This is a genomic window from Pseudomonas sp. S30_BP2TU TE3576 (genome assembly GCF_050436025.1).
Classification (GTDB): domain Bacteria; phylum Pseudomonadota; class Gammaproteobacteria; order Pseudomonadales; family Pseudomonadaceae; genus Aquipseudomonas.
On the sequence record NZ_JBNDLK010000001.1, the window covers coordinates 3,356,245 to 3,373,262 of the forward strand.

Annotated in this window: 18 protein-coding genes and 1 pseudogene; 5 read left to right on the forward strand and 14 right to left on the reverse strand. The window is 59.1% G+C overall.

The genetic code is table 11. From position 1 onward, the window contains the following. Positions 1–64 precede the first annotated feature (64 nt). Complete coding sequence (locus ABIA48_RS15170; RefSeq protein WP_007989673.1) at positions 65–586, forward strand: DUF3617 domain-containing protein; 522 nt, start codon at positions 65–67, stop codon at positions 584–586. 97 nt (positions 587–683) lie between these two features. On the opposite strand, the gene ABIA48_RS15175 is transcribed toward ABIA48_RS15170, so the two are convergent. The 7 genes and pseudogenes from ABIA48_RS15175 to ABIA48_RS15205 all read right to left on the reverse strand — a co-directional run bounded on the left by ABIA48_RS15175 (position 684) and on the right by ABIA48_RS15205 (position 5,727). Beyond that, positions 684–1,562, reverse strand: coding sequence for a His/Gly/Thr/Pro-type tRNA ligase C-terminal domain-containing protein (locus ABIA48_RS15175; protein WP_429489663.1), 879 nt, complete (start codon positions 1,560–1,562; stop codon positions 684–686). Positions 1,563–1,593: 31 nt separating this feature from the next. Then, positions 1,594–1,846: pseudogene (locus ABIA48_RS15180) on the reverse strand (dihydroorotase); the annotation flags it as partial. Positions 1,847–1,862: 16 nt separating this feature from the next. Continuing rightward, complete coding sequence (locus ABIA48_RS15185) at positions 1,863–2,738, reverse strand: metal ABC transporter substrate-binding protein (RefSeq protein ID WP_429489665.1); 876 nt, start codon at positions 2,736–2,738, stop codon at positions 1,863–1,865. A gap of 11 nt (positions 2,739–2,749) precedes the next feature. Further along, complete coding sequence (locus ABIA48_RS15190; protein WP_429489667.1) at positions 2,750–3,616, reverse strand: metal ABC transporter permease; 867 nt, start codon at positions 3,614–3,616, stop codon at positions 2,750–2,752. Continuing rightward, the gene (locus tag ABIA48_RS15195) at positions 3,616–4,284 is read right to left on the reverse strand and encodes a metal ABC transporter ATP-binding protein (protein ID WP_429489669.1); all 669 of its coding nucleotides are present in this window, start codon (positions 4,282–4,284) and stop codon (positions 3,616–3,618) included. Before ABIA48_RS15195 ends, ABIA48_RS15190 begins: the two co-directional genes overlap by 1 nt. Beyond that, the gene (gene folE2 / locus ABIA48_RS15200; protein ID WP_429489671.1) at positions 4,281–5,177 is read right to left on the reverse strand and encodes a GTP cyclohydrolase FolE2; all 897 of its coding nucleotides are present in this window, start codon (positions 5,175–5,177) and stop codon (positions 4,281–4,283) included. Before folE2 ends, ABIA48_RS15195 begins: the two co-directional genes overlap by 4 nt. Positions 5,178–5,349: 172 nt before the next feature. Continuing rightward, positions 5,350–5,727, reverse strand: coding sequence for a glutamine synthetase (locus ABIA48_RS15205; RefSeq protein ID WP_429489672.1), 378 nt, complete (start codon positions 5,725–5,727; stop codon positions 5,350–5,352). 142 nt (positions 5,728–5,869) lie between these two features. Here ABIA48_RS15205 and zigA point away from each other — a divergent pair, with 142 nt between their 5' ends. Then, entirely contained in the window at positions 5,870–7,075 is a 1,206-nt protein-coding gene (zigA, locus tag ABIA48_RS15210; RefSeq protein WP_429489674.1) for a zinc metallochaperone GTPase ZigA, read from the forward strand. 15 nt (positions 7,076–7,090) lie between these two features. Here the strand turns inward: zigA and ABIA48_RS15215 are convergent, their stop codons facing one another. Next, positions 7,091–7,447: an NADH:ubiquinone oxidoreductase gene (locus ABIA48_RS15215; RefSeq protein ID WP_429489676.1), complete on the reverse strand. Its 357-nt coding sequence runs from the start codon at positions 7,445–7,447 to the stop codon at positions 7,091–7,093. A 27-nt stretch (positions 7,448–7,474) separates the two neighbouring features. On the opposite strand from ABIA48_RS15215, the gene ABIA48_RS15220 reads away from it, so the two are divergent. After that, the gene (locus ABIA48_RS15220; RefSeq protein WP_429489678.1) at positions 7,475–8,446 is read left to right on the forward strand and encodes a CobW family GTP-binding protein; all 972 of its coding nucleotides are present in this window, start codon (positions 7,475–7,477) and stop codon (positions 8,444–8,446) included. A gap of 6 nt (positions 8,447–8,452) precedes the next feature. Here the strand turns inward: ABIA48_RS15220 and ABIA48_RS15225 are convergent, their stop codons facing one another. Continuing rightward, positions 8,453–8,866 carry a DUF3301 domain-containing protein gene (locus ABIA48_RS15225; protein WP_007989653.1) on the reverse strand — a complete coding sequence of 138 codons (414 nt, stop codon included), beginning with the start codon at positions 8,864–8,866 and terminating at the stop codon, positions 8,453–8,455. A 119-nt stretch (positions 8,867–8,985) separates the two neighbouring features. Here ABIA48_RS15225 and pdxY point away from each other — a divergent pair, with 119 nt between their 5' ends. After that, positions 8,986–9,858 (forward strand): pyridoxal kinase PdxY, encoded by an 873-nt coding sequence (gene pdxY / locus ABIA48_RS15230; protein WP_429489680.1) that lies wholly within the window; start codon positions 8,986–8,988, stop codon positions 9,856–9,858. A 129-nt stretch (positions 9,859–9,987) separates the two neighbouring features. On the opposite strand, the gene ABIA48_RS15235 is transcribed toward pdxY, so the two are convergent. Next, positions 9,988–10,470, reverse strand: coding sequence for an acyl-CoA thioesterase (locus tag ABIA48_RS15235; protein WP_007989648.1), 483 nt, complete (start codon positions 10,468–10,470; stop codon positions 9,988–9,990). A 287-nt stretch (positions 10,471–10,757) separates the two neighbouring features. Between ABIA48_RS15235 and ABIA48_RS15240 the strand changes: the two genes are divergently transcribed. Further along, complete coding sequence (locus ABIA48_RS15240; protein WP_116262389.1) at positions 10,758–12,521, forward strand: cation:proton antiporter; 1,764 nt, start codon at positions 10,758–10,760, stop codon at positions 12,519–12,521. Positions 12,522–12,543: 22 nt separating this feature from the next. On the opposite strand, the gene ABIA48_RS15245 is transcribed toward ABIA48_RS15240, so the two are convergent. The 4 genes from ABIA48_RS15245 to uvrD form a co-directional block, all read right to left on the reverse strand. Further along, complete coding sequence (locus tag ABIA48_RS15245; RefSeq protein ID WP_007989643.1) at positions 12,544–12,951, reverse strand: SMI1/KNR4 family protein; 408 nt, start codon at positions 12,949–12,951, stop codon at positions 12,544–12,546. Between the two features lie 138 nt (positions 12,952–13,089). Continuing rightward, positions 13,090–13,968 carry a Tim44 domain-containing protein gene (locus tag ABIA48_RS15250; protein WP_429489682.1) on the reverse strand — a complete coding sequence of 293 codons (879 nt, stop codon included), beginning with the start codon at positions 13,966–13,968 and terminating at the stop codon, positions 13,090–13,092. Positions 13,969–14,147: 179 nt separating this feature from the next. After that, entirely contained in the window at positions 14,148–14,588 is a 441-nt protein-coding gene (locus ABIA48_RS15255; protein WP_007989639.1) for an EamA family transporter, read from the reverse strand. Positions 14,589–14,734: 146 nt separating this feature from the next. Next, complete coding sequence (gene uvrD / locus ABIA48_RS15260) at positions 14,735–16,918, reverse strand: DNA helicase II (RefSeq protein WP_007995851.1); 2,184 nt, start codon at positions 16,916–16,918, stop codon at positions 14,735–14,737. Positions 16,919–17,018: the final 100 nt, after the last annotated feature.

Genomic DNA, 17,018 nt, shown 5'->3' on the forward strand with positions numbered 1-17,018 from the left:
ATTGGCCCATGAACCGAAGCCGGCGGCTGACGTCTAACGGCCACTACTGATCAGGAGTTACTCGATGAACGTTCGTCTGCTGGGTTTGGCCATGGCACTGGGTTTGGCACTTCCTGTGGCGGCTCACGCGCAAATGCTGCAACCAGGATTGTGGGAGCTGACCACGAGCAACATGAAGGTCGATGAGCAGAATATGCCGGACCTGCAATTGATCCTCGGTCAGCTCCAGAGCCAGATGACCCCTGAGCAGCGTGCACAGCTGGAAAAACAGGGCATCACCATGGGCGGCAAAGGGATCCGGGCGTGCCTGACCCCGGAACAGGTCAAGACCGACAACATTCCGCTGACCGATCCGCAGTCGGGCTGCAAGCAGGAAATCACCGACCGCTCCGGCAATCAGTGGAAATTCCGTTTCAGCTGCCCTAAAGCCCAGGGGGCGGGCGTGGCGACATTCCTTAGTGATCGCGAATTCACCACCAAGGTCAACGGGACGTTCAACGCTACCGGCATTCAGCAGAAGGGCAGCCTCGAATCCCGCGCTGTCTGGTTGGGGCAGGATTGCGGCACTGTGAAGCCAAGAGCTTAAAAGCTTCGCGAGCAAGCCCGCTCCCACATTTGATCTATGGTGTTCACGAAACCAATGTGGGAGCGGGCTTGCTCGCGAAGGCGTCCATCCAGCGTCCCTAGATCCCCGGCCGACTCAACCACTCACACGCCGCCTCGACAGCCATCCGGCCAAAATCCTCCCCGGAGCGACTGCGCACACTGACAAATCCGCCCGCCTGTTCTTTTTCGCCCACCACTACCAGGTACGGCACGGTCCGGCTGTGCTGGCGAATCTTATAGTGGACCTTTTCGCTTCGCAGGTCGGCCCGGGCGCGCACGCCCCTTTGGCGCAAGGATTCGGTTACCGCTTGTGCATAAGTCGCCTGGCGGTCATCCATGCTCACGACGACCACGTGGGGTGGAACGCGCCAGTGTTGCAGCTCCTGATGGTTCGACCAGCAGGTGCCGTAGATCCGTTGTTGCAACGTGCCGCTGATGTGATCGAGGGTAAACGCCTGCAGGACTTTAGTGGTGGGGACATGCGGCCCGAGGCTCGGGTACTCGGTGTCTCCCAGACGGTACAGTGACACCTCTTCGCGTGGTGGCCGACGACGGATCGAGTGATTGGTTGCTGCCAGTGACTGCATGCGCGCTTCGATAAGGGGCAGGTCTGCCGGGGTCAGCGGTTGCTCGACTGCAAACTCGTAAAAGAAGCCATCGCCCAACTCCTTTCCCGCGCGCATTTGCGCATGTGGGTGAAGTTGCTTGATCGCCATGGCCAGCATCAATGCACAGGAGCGGCGCAGGATCTCCAGGCCGTCCGGCTCCCGGGGGGTGACAATGCTGACCCGGGCATCCGCCTCGATCATGTATTCGCAGTCCACCAGTACACCATTGACTCGACCCGCTACGGCCGCGCTGGCCAGTTCGGAGCCGATGCTGGCAGCTAACTCGTGCACGGAGAGCGGTTGGTCGTACTCACGCAATGAACCATCGGGCAGGGTGATCTGGATCATGGTCGGCGTACTCACGTGCTTCTTACGAGCGTTATTGCATAAACCGTAGGCGCAAATCCTGGCAGCTGTCATTACGACGTTTGTCGTGCCAGGAAAATTGCCCCGACACGATCACGGTGCTGATGCTGTGCCGAAAGCTCCGGCGGGCGAAGGGGGCGGCCGCATTGCGGCCGGATTGGTTGCGTGGAAACGGCAACGCCGCCAGGCTCGGGTTTGATCAGCGCCAGATCTGCCCAATAGCCGTCTCGAAGATAACCGTGATCGGGAATGGCGAATAGGTCGGCGTGGGGTTCTTGCAGATCATGGCTTGCTCAACGCGTTGTACAGGGTGTTGAGGTTGTACTCGAACAACCCGGTGAAGGTGCTGGCCGGACCGCTCGCCGCAAGGGCATCGGAATACAACGTGCCCCCGATCTGCGCGCCGCTTTCATCGGCGATCTGCTTGAGCAGGCGGGCGTCCTTGATGTTTTCCATGAACACGGCTTTGACCTTGGCCTGACGAATCTGGGTGATCAGTGCGGCCACCTCGGCGGCTGAAGGTTCGCGCTCGGTGGACAGGCCTTGAGGCGCCATGAAGTCGATACCGTAGGCTTGGCCGAGATAACCGAAGGCGTCATGGGACGTCACGATCTTGCGGTTGCCCGGTGGCAGTGAGCCGAGTTTGGCCTTGGCTTCGGCGAGCAAGGCGTAGACCTGTTTCAGGTACACCTGGCTGTTGCGCTCATAGTCGGCGGTGTTCGCCGGGTCAGCGGCGATCAGCGCCTTGGTGATGTTGGCGATATACAGCTCGGCGTTCGCCAGGTTATGCCAGGCATGCGGGTCGGGAACGGTTTCGCCGTCTTCATCCAGGCTACGCGGTATGACACCGTGGCTCGCGCTGATGACCGGCGCTTTGGTCTCGGTGCTCGTCACCAGGCGATCCAGCCAGGGCTCGAAACCCAAGCCATTCTTGATGATGAGTTTGGCATTGAGCAGCGCCTTGGCGTCGTCCGGTGTCGGCTCGTACGTGTGGGCATCCGCGTCCGGGCCGACCATGTTGGTGATCTGGATATGATCCTTGCCGACCTGTCGGGTCATGTCGGCGAGGATGCTGAAGCTGGTGACCACCTGTAGTTTTTCGGCGGCAGACAGCGACATCGACACCATCAAAATGAACAGCACGAGTAAAGCGCGCATCGGGTAACACCTCATTGGGATGTGAGCAAAGGTGGGCGGCGCAGCAAACCGTGCACCGGCCCGAACACCACGGACAACAGATACCAGCCGCCCGCCACCAGCACGATTGCCGGGCCACTGGGCAGTGAGTAGTGGAACGAGATCAACAGACCGAGCCACACCGAGATGCTGCCGAGCAAGGCCGCGACGACGATCAGTACTGGCAAGCGGCGGCTCCAGAAACGCGCGGCGGCGGCGGGCAACATCATCAAGCCGACCACCATCAACGCGCCGATCGCCTGGAAACCGATGACTAGATTCAACACCACCAGCGTCAGGAACACGCCGTGGGCCAACGGGCCGAGTCGGCTGACGGTTTGCAGAAAAAGCGGGTCGAGGGTGTCGAGCAACAATGGTTTGTAGATCAGCACCATGGCAATCAGACTCAGGCCTGACACCCAGAGCATGCCGGTCAAGGTGGGGCCGTCGACCGCCAGCGCCGAGCCAAACAGCAGGTGCAACAGGTCCAGGCGTTTGCCGGCGATGCCAAGAATCAGTACGCCACACGCCAGGGAAATCGGGTAAATCGCCGCGAGGCTGGCATCCTCCCGCAGGCCGGTGCGTCGCGTAATCCAGGCAGCGAGGCCCGCCATACTAAGGCCGGCGCCGAGGCCGCCAATGGTCAATGCCGGGAGGCTCAACCCGGCAAACCAGAAGCCTAAAGCCGCACCGGGAAGAATGCCGTGGGCGACGGCATCGCCGATCAGGCTCATGCGCCTGAGGATCAGAAACACCCCCAGCGGGGCTGTGCTGCACGCCAACACCAAACCACCGAGCAGCGCCCGACGCATGAAGACGAATTCGTGGAACGGTTGCCAAAGATGCGCAGCAGCGGTCATCAGGTCACCTGCGCTTGTGGTTGTTGGCGGATCAGTTCGGTGCTCTGACCGAGTACGCAACCGCTGCTTTTGATCAGCAATGTTTGTGGGATGTGCTCGCGGACAGCCGCGAGGTCATGGCTCACGACCATCAGCGTCCGGCCTTCGAGGTGCCATTCGTGCAGGTGCTTCCAGAGCAATGCCTGGCCGAGTTCATCGAGGGCCGCGTGGGGTTCGTCGAGTAACAGCAAGGACGCTTCGGTCAGGCTCAAGCGGGCGAGCAAGGCACGTTGCAATTCACCGCCGGAGAGCGCCATCAGCGGCCGATCTTCCAGGCCGTTCAGGCACCAGTTTTCGAGGACGGTTTTCAGTCGTTGGCTGCGGATTTCCGGCGACTGTTTGTTGCCCCAAAAACCGGCGGCGACCAATGCCTGAAGACTGATCGGGAATTGCCTGTCGAGGTGTTGTTGCTGGGGCAGAAACGACACTCCGCCCTTCAGTGGAACGCTCAGTCGCACCTTTCCGGCCAGCGGTTTTTGCAAGCCGGCGATGACCTTCAGCAGGCTGCTTTTACCGCAACCGTTCGCGCCGATGATGGCGGTCAGGCTGCCCTTCGTCAGTTCGAGGTCCAGCGCCGGCGTGAGTGGCTGACCCGGTGCACCCCAGCGCAATGCGTGGCAACCAATCATGCGATCTCCCAGTTGAAACGGCTTTCGGCCACGGCGTCATGAGCGTGCAGGCTTTCGGCGTGGATGACACGAATGTGGAAGGCATTGATGCCGGTGGAGCGTTTCAGGGCCAGATTCAAACGGCGTGCGGCGTCTTCGCAGAACATCAGGTTCTGACCATTGGCCAGGGCGAAAGCTTGTTCGTCGGCGCGTTTTACCGCTGTTTGAACGGCTGTGCCGAGTGCGGCTTCGACGTCATTGATGACTTCGATCAGAGGCAACTCATCCAAAAAATCAGCCAGACGTACGCGCAACTTTGCGCTGCTGCGTTGGCTGTGAGGTGTGGCGACGATGCCACTTGTGGAGCCGAGCCACGCTAAAACGTCGGCGTGTTGCAGTGACTTGTTGGCGAAATCATCGGCGAACTGTTGCTGAATCAACTGTCGAGAGAGGGCCGCGGAACATGGACAGGTTGAGGAATAAGGCACGTCGATTTTTAGTTCCACGTGGAACATCGCGTTTTTCAAACGCGCTTCGATGCTCATCGGATAGCTTTTCCAGCCAGACAGTGGACTGATCAACGCCGGCCTTTTCAGCAACAAATCGGCGTGAATGGTTAAGTGAGCACTGCCGGAAAGCCCTTCATGGCTCTCAAGAAAACGCTGCAAAACCCTGCGCAATAAAGCAGGTGAAAGGCTTTCCTGCTCCAGTAATTCAAGCGCCAGATAGAGCCGTGACATGTGAATGCCGCGAGCGTTGCCATCGTCGAGACTCACGCCAGCATCGGCCTTTGCATTCAGTCGTTGGCCGTCAAACAAAACAGGAAGAGCAATGCCGCACATGCCCACCCACTCCAGTGGCAGGGCTTGGCGTGAGGCCTGCGCGGCGATATCCGGCAGAGTCAGCGCATTCATGAGCAGGTCCATCGTGGGAGTTGATTTGGCATGTTATAGTATAACAATAAAATCAACGATGCCTTTTTCATGAACAGGCTTTCATCATGCACGACGCCACTTGCTCAACTTGATTCTGGCCAGCGCCGCATTGGTGCGTCGGCTACGCAAATTCGAAGAAAAAAAGGCAGGCCTAACAGCCGGCGATCCGGCTGCAGGTGAATTTGGCGCTGCTGCCGCCGGAGCTGGAAAACCGGTTGATCGTGGTCCAGCCGACGCGCTGGTTGTAGCCAACCCAAGCCTCGCCATCGGACGCGATGCCGGTGAAAAACGTAAGCTGACCGTAGCGGCTGTTGGTCTGCACCCAATAGCGTTTTCCGGCCATTTCGAATCCCCGCAGATAGATTGTGCTTCCGGCGGTGTTGACGCTGTAGGCGTTGCCATCCGCATCCACGCAGGCCAGCAGGTTCGCGCTTCGGGTGCACCTGGCCAGGCTCGGGGCCTGTGCCAGCGCGTCGGCAGCAGCCAGCAGGGAAAGCATTATCAACGCAGGTTTCAGGGCGTTGCGCATGGGGATTCTCACGGAGGGGATGCATTTAGCATCGTGTCCTTTGCCCGGTTGGGCAAGAGGGGATGGCTTATTTGTGTTGTTATACTATAACATCAAAATAAGCCCGACATAGCGACCGGGCATCCCTGTGAGGAATATGCAGATGTCCAATCGACTCCCCGTGACCGTTCTCTCCGGCTTTCTTGGTGCCGGAAAAAGTACACTTCTTAATTACATACTACGTAATCGCAATGGCTTGCGGGTTGCAGTCATCGTCAACGATATGAGCGAAATCAACGTCGATGGCACCGAAGTCCAGCGTGATGTCAGCCTGAATCGGGCTGAAGAGCGGTTGGTGGAAATGAGCAACGGGTGTATTTGCTGTACGTTACGTGAAGATTTGCTGGAGGAAGTGAGTCAACTCGCCAGGGATGGCCGCTTCGACTATCTGCTGATCGAATCCACCGGTATTTCCGAACCGCTGCCAGTGGCGGAGACCTTTACCTTCCGCGATGAAAACGGCCAGAGCCTCAGCGACATCGCACGTCTCGACACCATGGTCACGGTGGTCGATGGCATGAATTTCCTGCTCGATTACCAGGCTGCCGAAAGTCTGGCTTCCCGAGGAGAAACGCTTGGGGAAGAGGACGAGCGTTCGATTACCGATCTGTTGATTGAACAGGTGGAGTTCGCCGATGTGATTTTGCTCAGCAAGATCGATTTGATCAGCAGCTACGAACGCGAGGAGCTGATTGCCATCCTTGAACGGCTCAACGCCCGGGCAGAAATCATTCCGATGGCGATGGGCGAAATCCCTTTGAATAAAATTCTCGACACCGGTCGTTTTGACTTCGAAAAGGCTGCCCAGGCACCGGGATGGTTGCAGGAACTGCGTGGCGAACACGTATCGGAAACCGAAGAGTACGGCATTGCTTCCAGCGCCTACCGGGCACGCCGACCGTTTCATCCGCAGCGCTTCTTCAACTTCATCGACGGCTCTTGGGACAACGGCAAACTGCTGCGCTCCAAGGGCTTTTTCTGGCTGGCAAGCAAGCACATGGACGCCGGCAGCTGGTCCCAGGCCGGAGGTATGATGCGCTATGGTTTTGCCGGGCGCTGGTGGCGTTTCGTACCGAAAAACCAATGGCCGCAGGATGCGGAAAGTACCGCCGGGATCATGAAAAACTGGACTGCCGACAGCGGGGACTGTCGCCAGGAGCTGGTATTCATCGGCCAGAACATCGACTTCACGCAGCTCGCGGCCGAGCTGGACGCCTGCCTGCTGACCGATGAGGAAATGGCGCTCGGTGTAGAAGGCTGGCGATTGCTGGCTGATCCCTTCGGCCCTTGGTACGAAGAGGCTGCCTGAGCCTTTACGGAAGCTTCAAGGCTTGAGCCAGGTGCCCTGGCTCTGGGCCTCGCAGTACGGCTGTAAATACGCCACGTCGGTGGCAACGCCGTAATAGTGAATATCTTGCCGGTAGGGCATATTGGCGACTTGGGCGTTGCTGCAGATACCAAATGCGCCGCCGGGGCATTGGTCGACATACTTCACTTCGACTTTCTGCCCCGCCAGGTTCGGCTGGCAGAAACCATCGGCGAAGAGCTTTGGCGGGATGCTGCGATTCTGCTGGCAAACCTGGACGTCAAGCCGCTCGGCCTGGCTGTGAACCACACACGCCTGGGCCAGCGCCTCGCCTGAAACGAGTGCCAGGAGCAACGACAAGCCAATCAACCGCATCCATCACCTCCTCAGAAACCATCGACCATGCTGCAGAATATCCCCACTCATGTCATTGCCGGCCCGTTGGGCGCCGGCAAGACCAGCCTGATCAAGCACTTGCTGGCGCAGCGCCCGGCCGGCGAGCGGTGGGCGGTATTGATCAACGAGTTCGGCCAGATCGGTCTCGACGCTGCGCTACTGACCCGGGACGCCGATGGTATCGCACTGGGCGAAGTGGCCGGGGGCTGCTTGTGTTGCGTCAATGGGGCCCCGTTTCAGATTGGTCTTGGGCGTTTGTTGCGCAAGGCGCAACCGGATCGGCTGTTCATCGAGCCCTCGGGGTTGGGGCATCCGGCGCAGTTGCTCAGGCAATTGAGCGAAGCGCCGTGGCAAGGCGTGTTGGCTGTTCAGCCTTGTGTGCTGGTGCTGGACGCCCAGTCGCTCGCCGCTGGCAAACCGTTGCCGGATGCGCAACAGCAAGCGTTGAGCCATGCGGGATTGTTACTGCTGAACAAATCTGAAGGTCTCGACGAAAACCGCCGCCAGGAAATTGCCGCGCTATTGCCGTCGACTCCCCTGTGCTGGACGCAACAGGCGGTTTTACCCTTGAACGAGTTGCCGGGGTTGAATACCAGAGCGCGGGCAGGTGTGGATAACTTCGTCGTGCCCAAGGGGTTGGCACAGTTGCCGGCCGTCTGGAGCGATCCCGAGTTGCCCATTTGCCTGAGTCAGGAACAGGACGGTGGCTGGAGCATCGGTTGGCGTTGGCATCCAGGCCAGGTGTTTGATGCCGCTCTGGTTGGCCAGTGGCTTGAGTGCCTTGGCTGGAGGCGGGCGAAGCTGGTTATCCACAGTGTCGAAGGGTGGGTCGCGGCGAACGCTGTGGATAACTCGGTACTGGACTGGCAGCCCAGTGAATGGCGACAGGACTCACGTATCGAGCTGATTTTCAGTGAGCCGCAAAATGCAAAACTGTTGCAGGGTGAGCTGGCAGCGTGCCGATCCGAATCGGGTTAATGTGGTTCAAGGCCGCCACTTGGTGTGTTCCTGACGCCACTGGCTCAGCTCGATCACCTCTGCGCGAGGCTTCACCACATCGACCACCGATTCGGTTTCGTCGAATGGGGCCGGGTAGGGCGCCAGCTCAATCTGTGCGCTGTGAGCGCCGAACTGGGTGATGGTGCCGTTGTGGCGGGTTTCGCCGGTTACGGTGAACTCGAAGTTATACACACGGGCCAGGCGTCGCCGACCACTGGCATCCCTGATGAACGCGATTCTTTTCAAGGCCACGTTGCCGTCGAGCAATTCGATCCCTAGTTTGCTGCAATGCTGTTTGACCCGCTCCAGTGCGCGTTCGCGCAAGCCGTGGTTGTGCCATAGCCATGCGCCGGCAGTGGCGAAAAGCATCAGCACGAATATATTTCCAAGGGTCAGCATCAACAGGGTGCTCCAACAAGATAGTGTCAGCTTAACTGTGTCGCTGGTCTGTCGTACAGGCTGCGTTTAGTCGCATACTGCGCGGCTAGAATTTCAATCGTTTTACGGAAATCCACCGCATGAAACGTACTCCGCATTTGCTCGCTATCCAGTCCCACGTGGTATTCGGTCACGCCGGCAACAGTGCCGCGGTTTTCCCGATGCAACGGGTCGGGGTGAATGTCTGGCCGCTCAACACCGTGCAGTTCTCCAATCACACCCAGTACGGTCAGTGGGCCGGTGAAGTGCTGGCGCCGCATCAGATACCTGACCTGGTCGAAGGCATCGCGGCGATTGGCGAGTTGGGCAACTGCGATGCGGTGCTCTCCGGTTACCTCGGCAGTGCGGCCCAGGGCCGGGCGATCCTGACGGGGGTGGCGCGGATCAAGTCGATGAATCCCAAGGCGCTGTACCTGTGTGACCCGGTCATGGGGCATCCGGAGAAGGGCTGCAGTGTTCCGGCGGAAGTCAGTGATTTTCTGCTGGAAGAGGCCGCTGCCGTGGCGGACTTCATGTGCCCGAACCAGCTGGAACTGGACAGTTTCTCCGGGCGCAAGCCGCTATCGCTGTTCGATTGCCTGGCCATGGCGCGTGCATTGCTGGCGCGCGGCCCGAAAGCGGTGCTGGTCAAGCATCTGGACTATCCCGGTAAATCGGCAGAGGTCTTCGAGATGCTGTTGGTGACGGCCGAAGGCAGTTGGCATTTGCAGCGCCCGTTGCTGGCGTTTCCGCGTCAGCCGGTGGGCGTGGGCGATCTGACGTCCGGGCTGTTCCTGGCACGTGTGCTGTTGGGTGACAGCCTGGTGGCCGCCTTCGAGTTCGCGGCGTCGGCGGTGCATGAAGTGCTGCTGGAAACCCAGGCGTGTGCCAGCTACGAGCTGGAACTGGTTCGGGCTCAGGACCGGATTGCCCATCCGCGGGTGCGGTTCGAGGCGACACCAATCAGTCTCTGATTGAGTGTTGAAACCATTCGCGAGCAAGCCCGCTCCCACACTGGATCTATGCAACACCAAAGATCAAATGTGGGAGCGGGCTTGCTCGCGAAGGCTATGTAGAGAACACCATCAACCTGACTGAAAAACTCAGGCGTCGCCCTTGATATCCTGATAACGCTTTTCCAGCTCCTGACGAATCTGCCGGCGCTGTTGGGCCTGCATGTAGCGGCGCTTGTCTTCACTGTTCTGCGGTTGCAGCGGTGGTACCGGTGCAGGTTTACGCTGGTCATCCACGGCGACCATGGTGAAGAAGCAACTGTTGGTGTGGCGCACCGACCGCTCGCGAATGTTCTCGGTCACCACTTTGATGCCCACCTCCATGGAGGTGTTGCCGGTGTAGTTGACGGAGGCGAGAAAGGTCACCAGTTCGCCGACATGGATCGGCTCACGGAAAATGACCTGATCAACCGACAGGGTCACCACATAGCGGCCGGCATAACGGCTGGCGCAGGCGTAGGCCACTTCGTCGAGGTACTTGAGCAGGGTGCCGCCGTGAACATTGCCAGAGAAGTTGGCCATGTCGGGGGTCATCAATACCGTCATCGACAGCTGGGCGTTTCCGGGTTCCATAGCATTCTCACGGGTCAAGGCCAGGTTTGAGGGATGCACCTCTGCGGGTGCCTCAGCGGTTTTTTCAAACCAACAGTTATCGGGACGCCGGGCGCAGAGTCGCCGTCACGCCGGATCGATCTGTTTCCATATATTGCACCGCCTTTCTGCCAGAAGTCGCGGTGTTACCCTGCAAAAAAGCCCTGCCTCAAGGGCATTTCCTACGCGAAATTCCGATTTTTGTTCTGCTCGATCAGACTTTTCATGCGTCCGGGGATCGAGCAATGCCAGCCAGGGAGTCTCACGCCGTGCATGCCATCAGTTTCATTCAGGATCTGGCAGTGATCATGTTGATCGCAGGTGTGGTGACGGTGATTTTCCATCGCCTGAAACAACCGGTGGTGCTGGGCTACATCGTCGCCGGTTTCATCATTGGCCCGCACACCCCGCCATTCGGCCTGATCCATGACGAAGAAACCATCAAGACCCTGGCCGAACTCGGGGTGATATTCCTGATGTTCTGCCTGGGCCTGGAGTTCAGCCTGCGCAAGCTGTTCAAGGTCGGTGCGACGGCATTCATTGCGGCGTTCCTGGAAATCGTGCTGATGATCTGGATCGGCTACGAGATTGGTCGCTGGTTCGACTGGAACACCATGGATTCATTGTTCCTCGGCGCGATTCTGGCGATCTCCTCGACCACCATCATCGTCAAGGCGCTCAACGATCTGAAGCTGAAGAACGAGCGATTTGCACAGCTGATATTCGGTGTGCTGATCGTCGAAGACATCCTGGGCATTGGCATCATCGCACTGCTGTCCAGCATCGCCGTCAGCGGTACGGTCAGTTCCGGTGAAGTGTTCTCCACAGTCGGCAAGCTATCGCTGTTCATGATCGTCGCATTGGTCATCGGTATTCTGATGGTGCCGCGGTTGCTGGCCTACGTGGCCAGATTCGACAGCAACGAAATGCTGCTGATTACCGTGCTGGGCCTGTGTTTTGGCTTCTGTCTGCTGGTGGTCAAGCTTGAATACAGCATGGTCCTCGGGGCATTCCTGATTGGCGCGATCATGGCAGAATCCCGGCAGTTGCTGAAAATTGAGCGCTTGATTGAGCCGGTTCGCGATCTTTTCAGTGCGATTTTCTTTGTGGCCATCGGGCTGATGCTCAATCCGGCGATCCTGCTTCAATACGCGTGGCCAATCGCCGTAATCACCGTAGCCGTGGTGCTTGGCAAGATGCTGTCCTGTGGCCTTGGTGCATTTATCGCCGGCAATGACGGACGCACCTCACTGCGGGTCGGGATGGGTCTTTCACAGATTGGCGAATTCTCTTTCATCATCGCGGCACTGGGCATGACGTTGCAGGTCACCAGCAACTTTTTATACCCCGTGGCCGTGGCTGTTTCGGTGATCACGACCTTGCTGACGCCTTATTTGATCCGCGCGGCCGATCCATTGTCGATCAAGCTCGCCGGCGTCATGCCGGAGCGCCTGGGACGGGTGTTGGGGATGTACGGCGAATGGCTGCGAAGCATCCAGCCTCAGGGTGAGGGGGCATTGCTGGCATCGATGATCAGAAGGATTTTGCTGCAGGTCGGGGTCAACCTGGCATTGGTGATCGCGATCTTCCTCTCGGGCGCGTTCTTCGCCGAGCGCATGTCGGCTTACTTGCAAGGCTGGATCAGCGACCCGAGCTGGCAGAAGGCATTGATCTGGGGTGGGGCGCTGTTGCTGTCGCTACCTTTTTTGATTGCGGCGTATCGCAAGCTAAAAGCATTGTCGATGTTGCTGGCGGAAATGGGGGTGAAGCCGGAAATGGCCGGGCGCCACACGCAGCGAGTGCGCCGCGTGATCGCCGAAGTGATCCCGATCCTGTCGCTGCTGGTGATCTTTTTGCTGTTGGCAGCCTTGTCGGCCAGTATTCTGCCGACCAACAAGTTGCTGGTGCTGATCGCCATCGTCGCGGCCGCCGTGGCGGCATTGCTGTGGCGCTGGTTCATTCGTGTGCATACGCGGATGCAGGTGGCGTTGCTGGAAACCCTCGACAATCACAAGGAGTCGTCCGGGCATTGACCACCCTGCGGTGTTGACTGGATCAGCTTTCCAGCCAGACGTCCCGCGCCCAGTGCCACACGGACTCCCAGGTTTCTTCGGCGATCAACTCTTCTTCGGCCTGCCAAAACACCACGGTGCCGTCCTCTTCGACCAGGTAGTAGTCATCACCGACCTGGCAGATAGGAATCATGCTGCGATCGACGCCAGCGTCCCAGGCGTTGGCGGCAACGTCGGGCAGGTAGGTGTGAGATTGCGGGTCGGTGACGGTGACCGGTTCCAGGCTTCCGTAGACCACGTCGCTGACAGTCAGCAGAAACTCTCTGAAGACGAACGGAATGTCGATGAACAGTTGTTCTTCGATTTCGACCAGCAGGTCTTCGTCGGGCAACTCCAAGGGGACCGGTACCGGTTCGTTCGCTTCACGCAGTTGTTCGATGATTTCTTCCACGTCCGGGATCCTCTTGCTTGTATGGCGCGGTTTATATGGGGCGGTTTATACAGTAGCTCGCTATAGATGCAACCGCGAAATAGAAAACCCCAGCCAGGGCTGGGGTTTTTATTACAGCAAGTGAAACGCGGAGGAGGATCAGCCGTTCTGGCGGATACCGGCCACCAGCCAAGGCTGGTTTTCACCCTGTGTACGTTCCATGTTCCAGCTTTCGCTGAAGACTTCGCCCTGGTCGAAACGCGAGGTTTTCGACACGCCAGTGAAGGTCAGGGTGGCGATGGTCTTGTCGGCGCGATCGTCCACACCGTCCAGCTGTACATTGAGGTTATCAATGTAGGTGGACTGGAAACCGTCACCCAGGTCAGCCCGCTCACGCTTGAGGAACTCCAGCATTTGCGGGGTCACGAACTCGGCGATCTTGTCCATTTCATTGGCGTCCCAGTGCTGTTGCAGGGACTGGAAGTGATTGCGCGCCGCTTCGACGAAGTTGCTTTCGTTGAACCAGGCTGGAGCATTGATCACCGGACGAGCGGCAACAGGCGCTGCCGAACCACCGAAGATCGAACCGCCGGCCGGCTTCTGTTCGAACACTTCTCGTTGCATCGGCGCGTGGCCGGCCGGAGCGTAATGCTCTTGCTGCTTGCGACGACGGGCGGCGATAAAGCGGAAGACCAGGAACGCAATGACGGCCATGATCAGGATGTCGAGCATCTGCATGCCCTGGAAGCCGTCACCCATGAACATGGATGCCAGCAAGCCACCGGCCGCGATACCGGCCAGAGGGCCGAGCCAGCGCGAAGCGCCACCGGCCTTGGCAGCGGCGCCAGCGGCACCGGCAGCACCAGCGGTCGCCGCAGCGCCGCCCATGCCTGGGGAAGAAGGAGCCATCTGGCTGGTCTGGTGCGTCGGCGCAGCACCTGCGCTTTTGCCACCACCGAAGCGCTTGGCGGCATTGACGTCGAGACTCATCGTCAGGCCGATGCACAACGCCATGGCGATGCTAAGAAAACGTTTCATAAAGGGAATTCCCATTTGTGGAAGGCACGCGCGCCATGTTGCACAGCTGAAGTGTTACTGGCTAGCGGCAGAGTGTTTCGGGCTTTTGCCTGACAGGTCATGTTCAGCTTCAGTCAGCGCAATAAGGCCTTTTGACTTTGATATGTCAGATGAATGGATAAGTTTTGTAGGACGTTCGCCTAGCGTCGCAGGGCCAGCATGACGACCCCGGCCGTGATCAGACCGATTCCGCCCCATTGGCGCAGGTCGAGTTTTTCGCCCAGCAGGACAACGCCAAGAATGGCCACCAGCACCACGCTGAGTTTGTCCACTGGGGCAACCAGTGATGCCGGGCCAACCTTGAGTGCACGGAAATAGCAGATCCACGATGCACCGGTGGCCAGGCCCGACAACAGCAGGAACAGGTAGCTCTTCGCAGAGATCGATCCCAAAGACTGATATTGGCCCGTGGCGTACAAAATCAAGGCCAGACTGACCAACACCACTATCGTACGTAGCAGGGTGGCGAAGTCGGAGTTGACGTTTTCGATGCCAACTTTCGCGAAAATGGCGGTCATCGCCGCGAACGCCGCCGATAACAGGGCCCAGAATGTCCAGGAAGAAAAGAAGCCTGAGCCCATATTTGTTCCCTTTCATTCACATAAGCCAACGCCTAACCCTGTGGGAGCGGGCTTGCTCGCGAAGGCAGCACCGCGGTTCGTCAGAAACACCGCGTGATCGTTCTTCGCGAGCAAGCCCGCTCCCACATTAGACTTCTGGCGGTCTTTTAGATCGCTTCCAGCTTGGCATAACCCAGCATCAGCCACTTGCTGCCTTCGCTGAAGTTCACCTGCACCCGGGCCTGAGCCCCGGCGCCTTCGAAGTTGAGGATCACACCGTCGCCGAACACTGAGTGCCGTACGGTCTGGCCGAGGCTGAAGCCGGTTTGTGGTATCTCGCTGCCGCTAAACAGGTTGCTGCCACTCATCGACTGGTTGCCACCAAACGGACGGCTGACACTGTTGGACAACCGCACCTCCTGAATCAGACCTTTCGGCACCTCGCGTACGAAGCGCGACACCTTGTTGTAGGTCTCGCTGCCATAAAGGCGGCGGGTTTCGGCAAAGGTCATCACCAGGTTCTGCATGGCCCGGGTGATGCCGACGTAGGCCAGTCGACGCTCTTCCTCAAGGCGGCCGGGTTCTTCCAGGCTCATCTTGTGCGGGAACAGGCCTTCTTCCATGCCCACCAGGAACACGTAAGGAAATTCCAGGCCTTTGGCGCTGTGCAGGGTCATCAGTTGAATGCTGTCTTCGTGCTCGTCGGCCTGGGTATCGCCAGCCTCCAGCGACGCGTGACCGAGGAACGCTGCCAATGGCGTCAGGTCTTCGTCTTCTTCGCTGTTTTCGAAGTTGCGCGCGGCGCTGACCAGTTCCTCAAGGTTTTCTACCCGGGCCTGGCCTTTCTCGCCTTTTTCCGCTTCGTGATAGGCAATCAGCCCCGACTGCTCGATGACGGTCTGGGTCATCAGGTGCAGCGGCATTTCCATGCATTTGGCGGCGAGGTTCTCGATCAGCTCGATAAACGCGCCAAGGGCACCGGCCGCACGACCGGTCAGGCCTTTGTTGGCCACCAGTTGGCGCATTGCCTCCCACATCGACACATCGCTGTGGCGTGCATGGTCACGGATCGCTTCGACGGTTTTCTCGCCGATGCCACGGGCCGGCACGTTGATCACCCGTTCCAGCGCGGCATCGTTGCCCCGACCTTCGAGCAACCGCAGGTAAGCCATGGCGTTCTTGATTTCCGCGCGTTCGAAGAAGCGCTGACCGCCATAGATGCGGTACGGAATGCGTTCACGCAGCAGCGCTTCTTCCAAAACCCGCGATTGGGCGTTGGAGCGGTACAGAATCGCGATATCGCTTCGGGACAAGCCGGTTTTCAGCGCACTTTCAATGGTTTCGACAACGTAGCGGGCTTCGTCGTGTTCGTTGAAGGCGGCATACAGGTTGATGGCTTCGCCGTCGCCGCCGTCTGTCCACAGCTCTTTGCCCAGGCGCCCGGTGTTGTTGGCGATCAAGGCGTTGGCAGCCTTCAGGATGCCGGCGGTGGAGCGATAGTTTTGCTCCAGGCGAATGGTTTCGGCGTCCGGGAAGTCTTCGGAATACTGGTAGATGTTCTCGATTTTCGCGCCGCGCCAGCCGTAGATCGACTGGTCGTCGTCGCCCACCACCATCAGACTGTCGCCACCCTTGGCCAGCAGGCGCAACCAGGCGTACTGCACGGCGTTGGTGTCCTGGAATTCGTCCACCAGAATGTGTCGGAAGCGCTTTTGATAGTGAGCGAGCAGGCCTGGGTGATCGCGCCACAGATCGAGGGCGCGCAGCAGCAATTCGGAGAAGTCGATGACGCCCGCACGCAGGCAGGCGGCCTCGTAGGCTTCATAGATGCCGCGCATGGTCGCCAGGAACAGATCACCACTGGCTTGAATGTGTTGCGGGCGCAGGCCTTCGTCTTTCTGCCCGTTGATGAACCATTGGGCCTGACGGGCCGGCCAACGCTGTTCGTCCAGGCCGAGCTCGCGGATCACCCGCTTGACCAGCCGTTGCTGGTCATCGCTGTCGAGGATTTGGAAGGTCTGGCTTAAGCCCGCTTCCTGCCAGTGCGCCCGCAACAAGCGGTGCGCCAGGCCGTGGAAGGTGCCAACCCACATGCCGGCCGGGTTGATGCCCATCAGCTGCTCGATACGCTGGCGCATCTCGGCAGCAGCCTTGTTGGTGAAGGTCACCGACAGGATGGAGTGGGGCGAGGCGTTTTCGACCTGGATCAACCAGGCGATACGGTGCACCAGCACTCGGGTTTTACCGGAACCAGCACCGGCCAGGACCAACTGACGACCCACGGGGGCCGCTACAGCCTGGCGTTGGGCATCGTTGAGGGAGTTCAGCAGAAGGGAGAGATCATCGCGCATCAGGGCATTCTAGGGGGCCGCGACACACCGGGCAAACTCCGCTTCGATTTAGCCGATGAAAGTTATGCAAAGGACGACCGGTCAGTCATCGGCTGCAGGC

What these genes read in the sequence shown, in the direction of transcription:
- ABIA48_RS15170 (WP_007989673.1), top strand. Translation starts at nt 65, where the DNA reads ATGAACGTTCGTCTGCTGGGTTTGGCCATGGCACTGGGTTTGGCACTT.
- ABIA48_RS15175 (WP_429489663.1), bottom strand. Translation starts at nt 1,562, where the DNA reads ATGATCCAGATCACCCTGCCCGATGGTTCATTGCGTGAGTACGACCAA.
- ABIA48_RS15185 (WP_429489665.1), bottom strand. Translation starts at nt 2,738, where the DNA reads ATGCGCGCTTTACTCGTGCTGTTCATTTTGATGGTGTCGATGTCGCTG.
- ABIA48_RS15190 (WP_429489667.1), bottom strand. Translation starts at nt 3,616, where the DNA reads ATGACCGCTGCTGCGCATCTTTGGCAACCGTTCCACGAATTCGTCTTC.
- ABIA48_RS15195 (WP_429489669.1), bottom strand. Translation starts at nt 4,284, where the DNA reads ATGATTGGTTGCCACGCATTGCGCTGGGGTGCACCGGGTCAGCCACTC.
- folE2 (WP_429489671.1), bottom strand. Translation starts at nt 5,177, where the DNA reads ATGAATGCGCTGACTCTGCCGGATATCGCCGCGCAGGCCTCACGCCAA.
- ABIA48_RS15205 (WP_429489672.1), bottom strand. Translation starts at nt 5,727, where the DNA reads ATGCGCAACGCCCTGAAACCTGCGTTGATAATGCTTTCCCTGCTGGCT.
- zigA (WP_429489674.1), top strand. Translation starts at nt 5,870, where the DNA reads ATGTCCAATCGACTCCCCGTGACCGTTCTCTCCGGCTTTCTTGGTGCC.
- ABIA48_RS15215 (WP_429489676.1), bottom strand. Translation starts at nt 7,447, where the DNA reads ATGCGGTTGATTGGCTTGTCGTTGCTCCTGGCACTCGTTTCAGGCGAG.
- ABIA48_RS15220 (WP_429489678.1), top strand. Translation starts at nt 7,475, where the DNA reads ATGCTGCAGAATATCCCCACTCATGTCATTGCCGGCCCGTTGGGCGCC.
- ABIA48_RS15225 (WP_007989653.1), bottom strand. Translation starts at nt 8,866, where the DNA reads ATGCTGACCCTTGGAAATATATTCGTGCTGATGCTTTTCGCCACTGCC.
- pdxY (WP_429489680.1), top strand. Translation starts at nt 8,986, where the DNA reads ATGAAACGTACTCCGCATTTGCTCGCTATCCAGTCCCACGTGGTATTC.
- ABIA48_RS15235 (WP_007989648.1), bottom strand. Translation starts at nt 10,470, where the DNA reads ATGGAACCCGGAAACGCCCAGCTGTCGATGACGGTATTGATGACCCCC.
- ABIA48_RS15250 (WP_429489682.1), bottom strand. Translation starts at nt 13,968, where the DNA reads ATGAAACGTTTTCTTAGCATCGCCATGGCGTTGTGCATCGGCCTGACG.
- ABIA48_RS15255 (WP_007989639.1), bottom strand. Translation starts at nt 14,588, where the DNA reads ATGGGCTCAGGCTTCTTTTCTTCCTGGACATTCTGGGCCCTGTTATCG.
- uvrD (WP_007995851.1), bottom strand. Translation starts at nt 16,918, where the DNA reads ATGCGCGATGATCTCTCCCTTCTGCTGAACTCCCTCAACGATGCCCAA.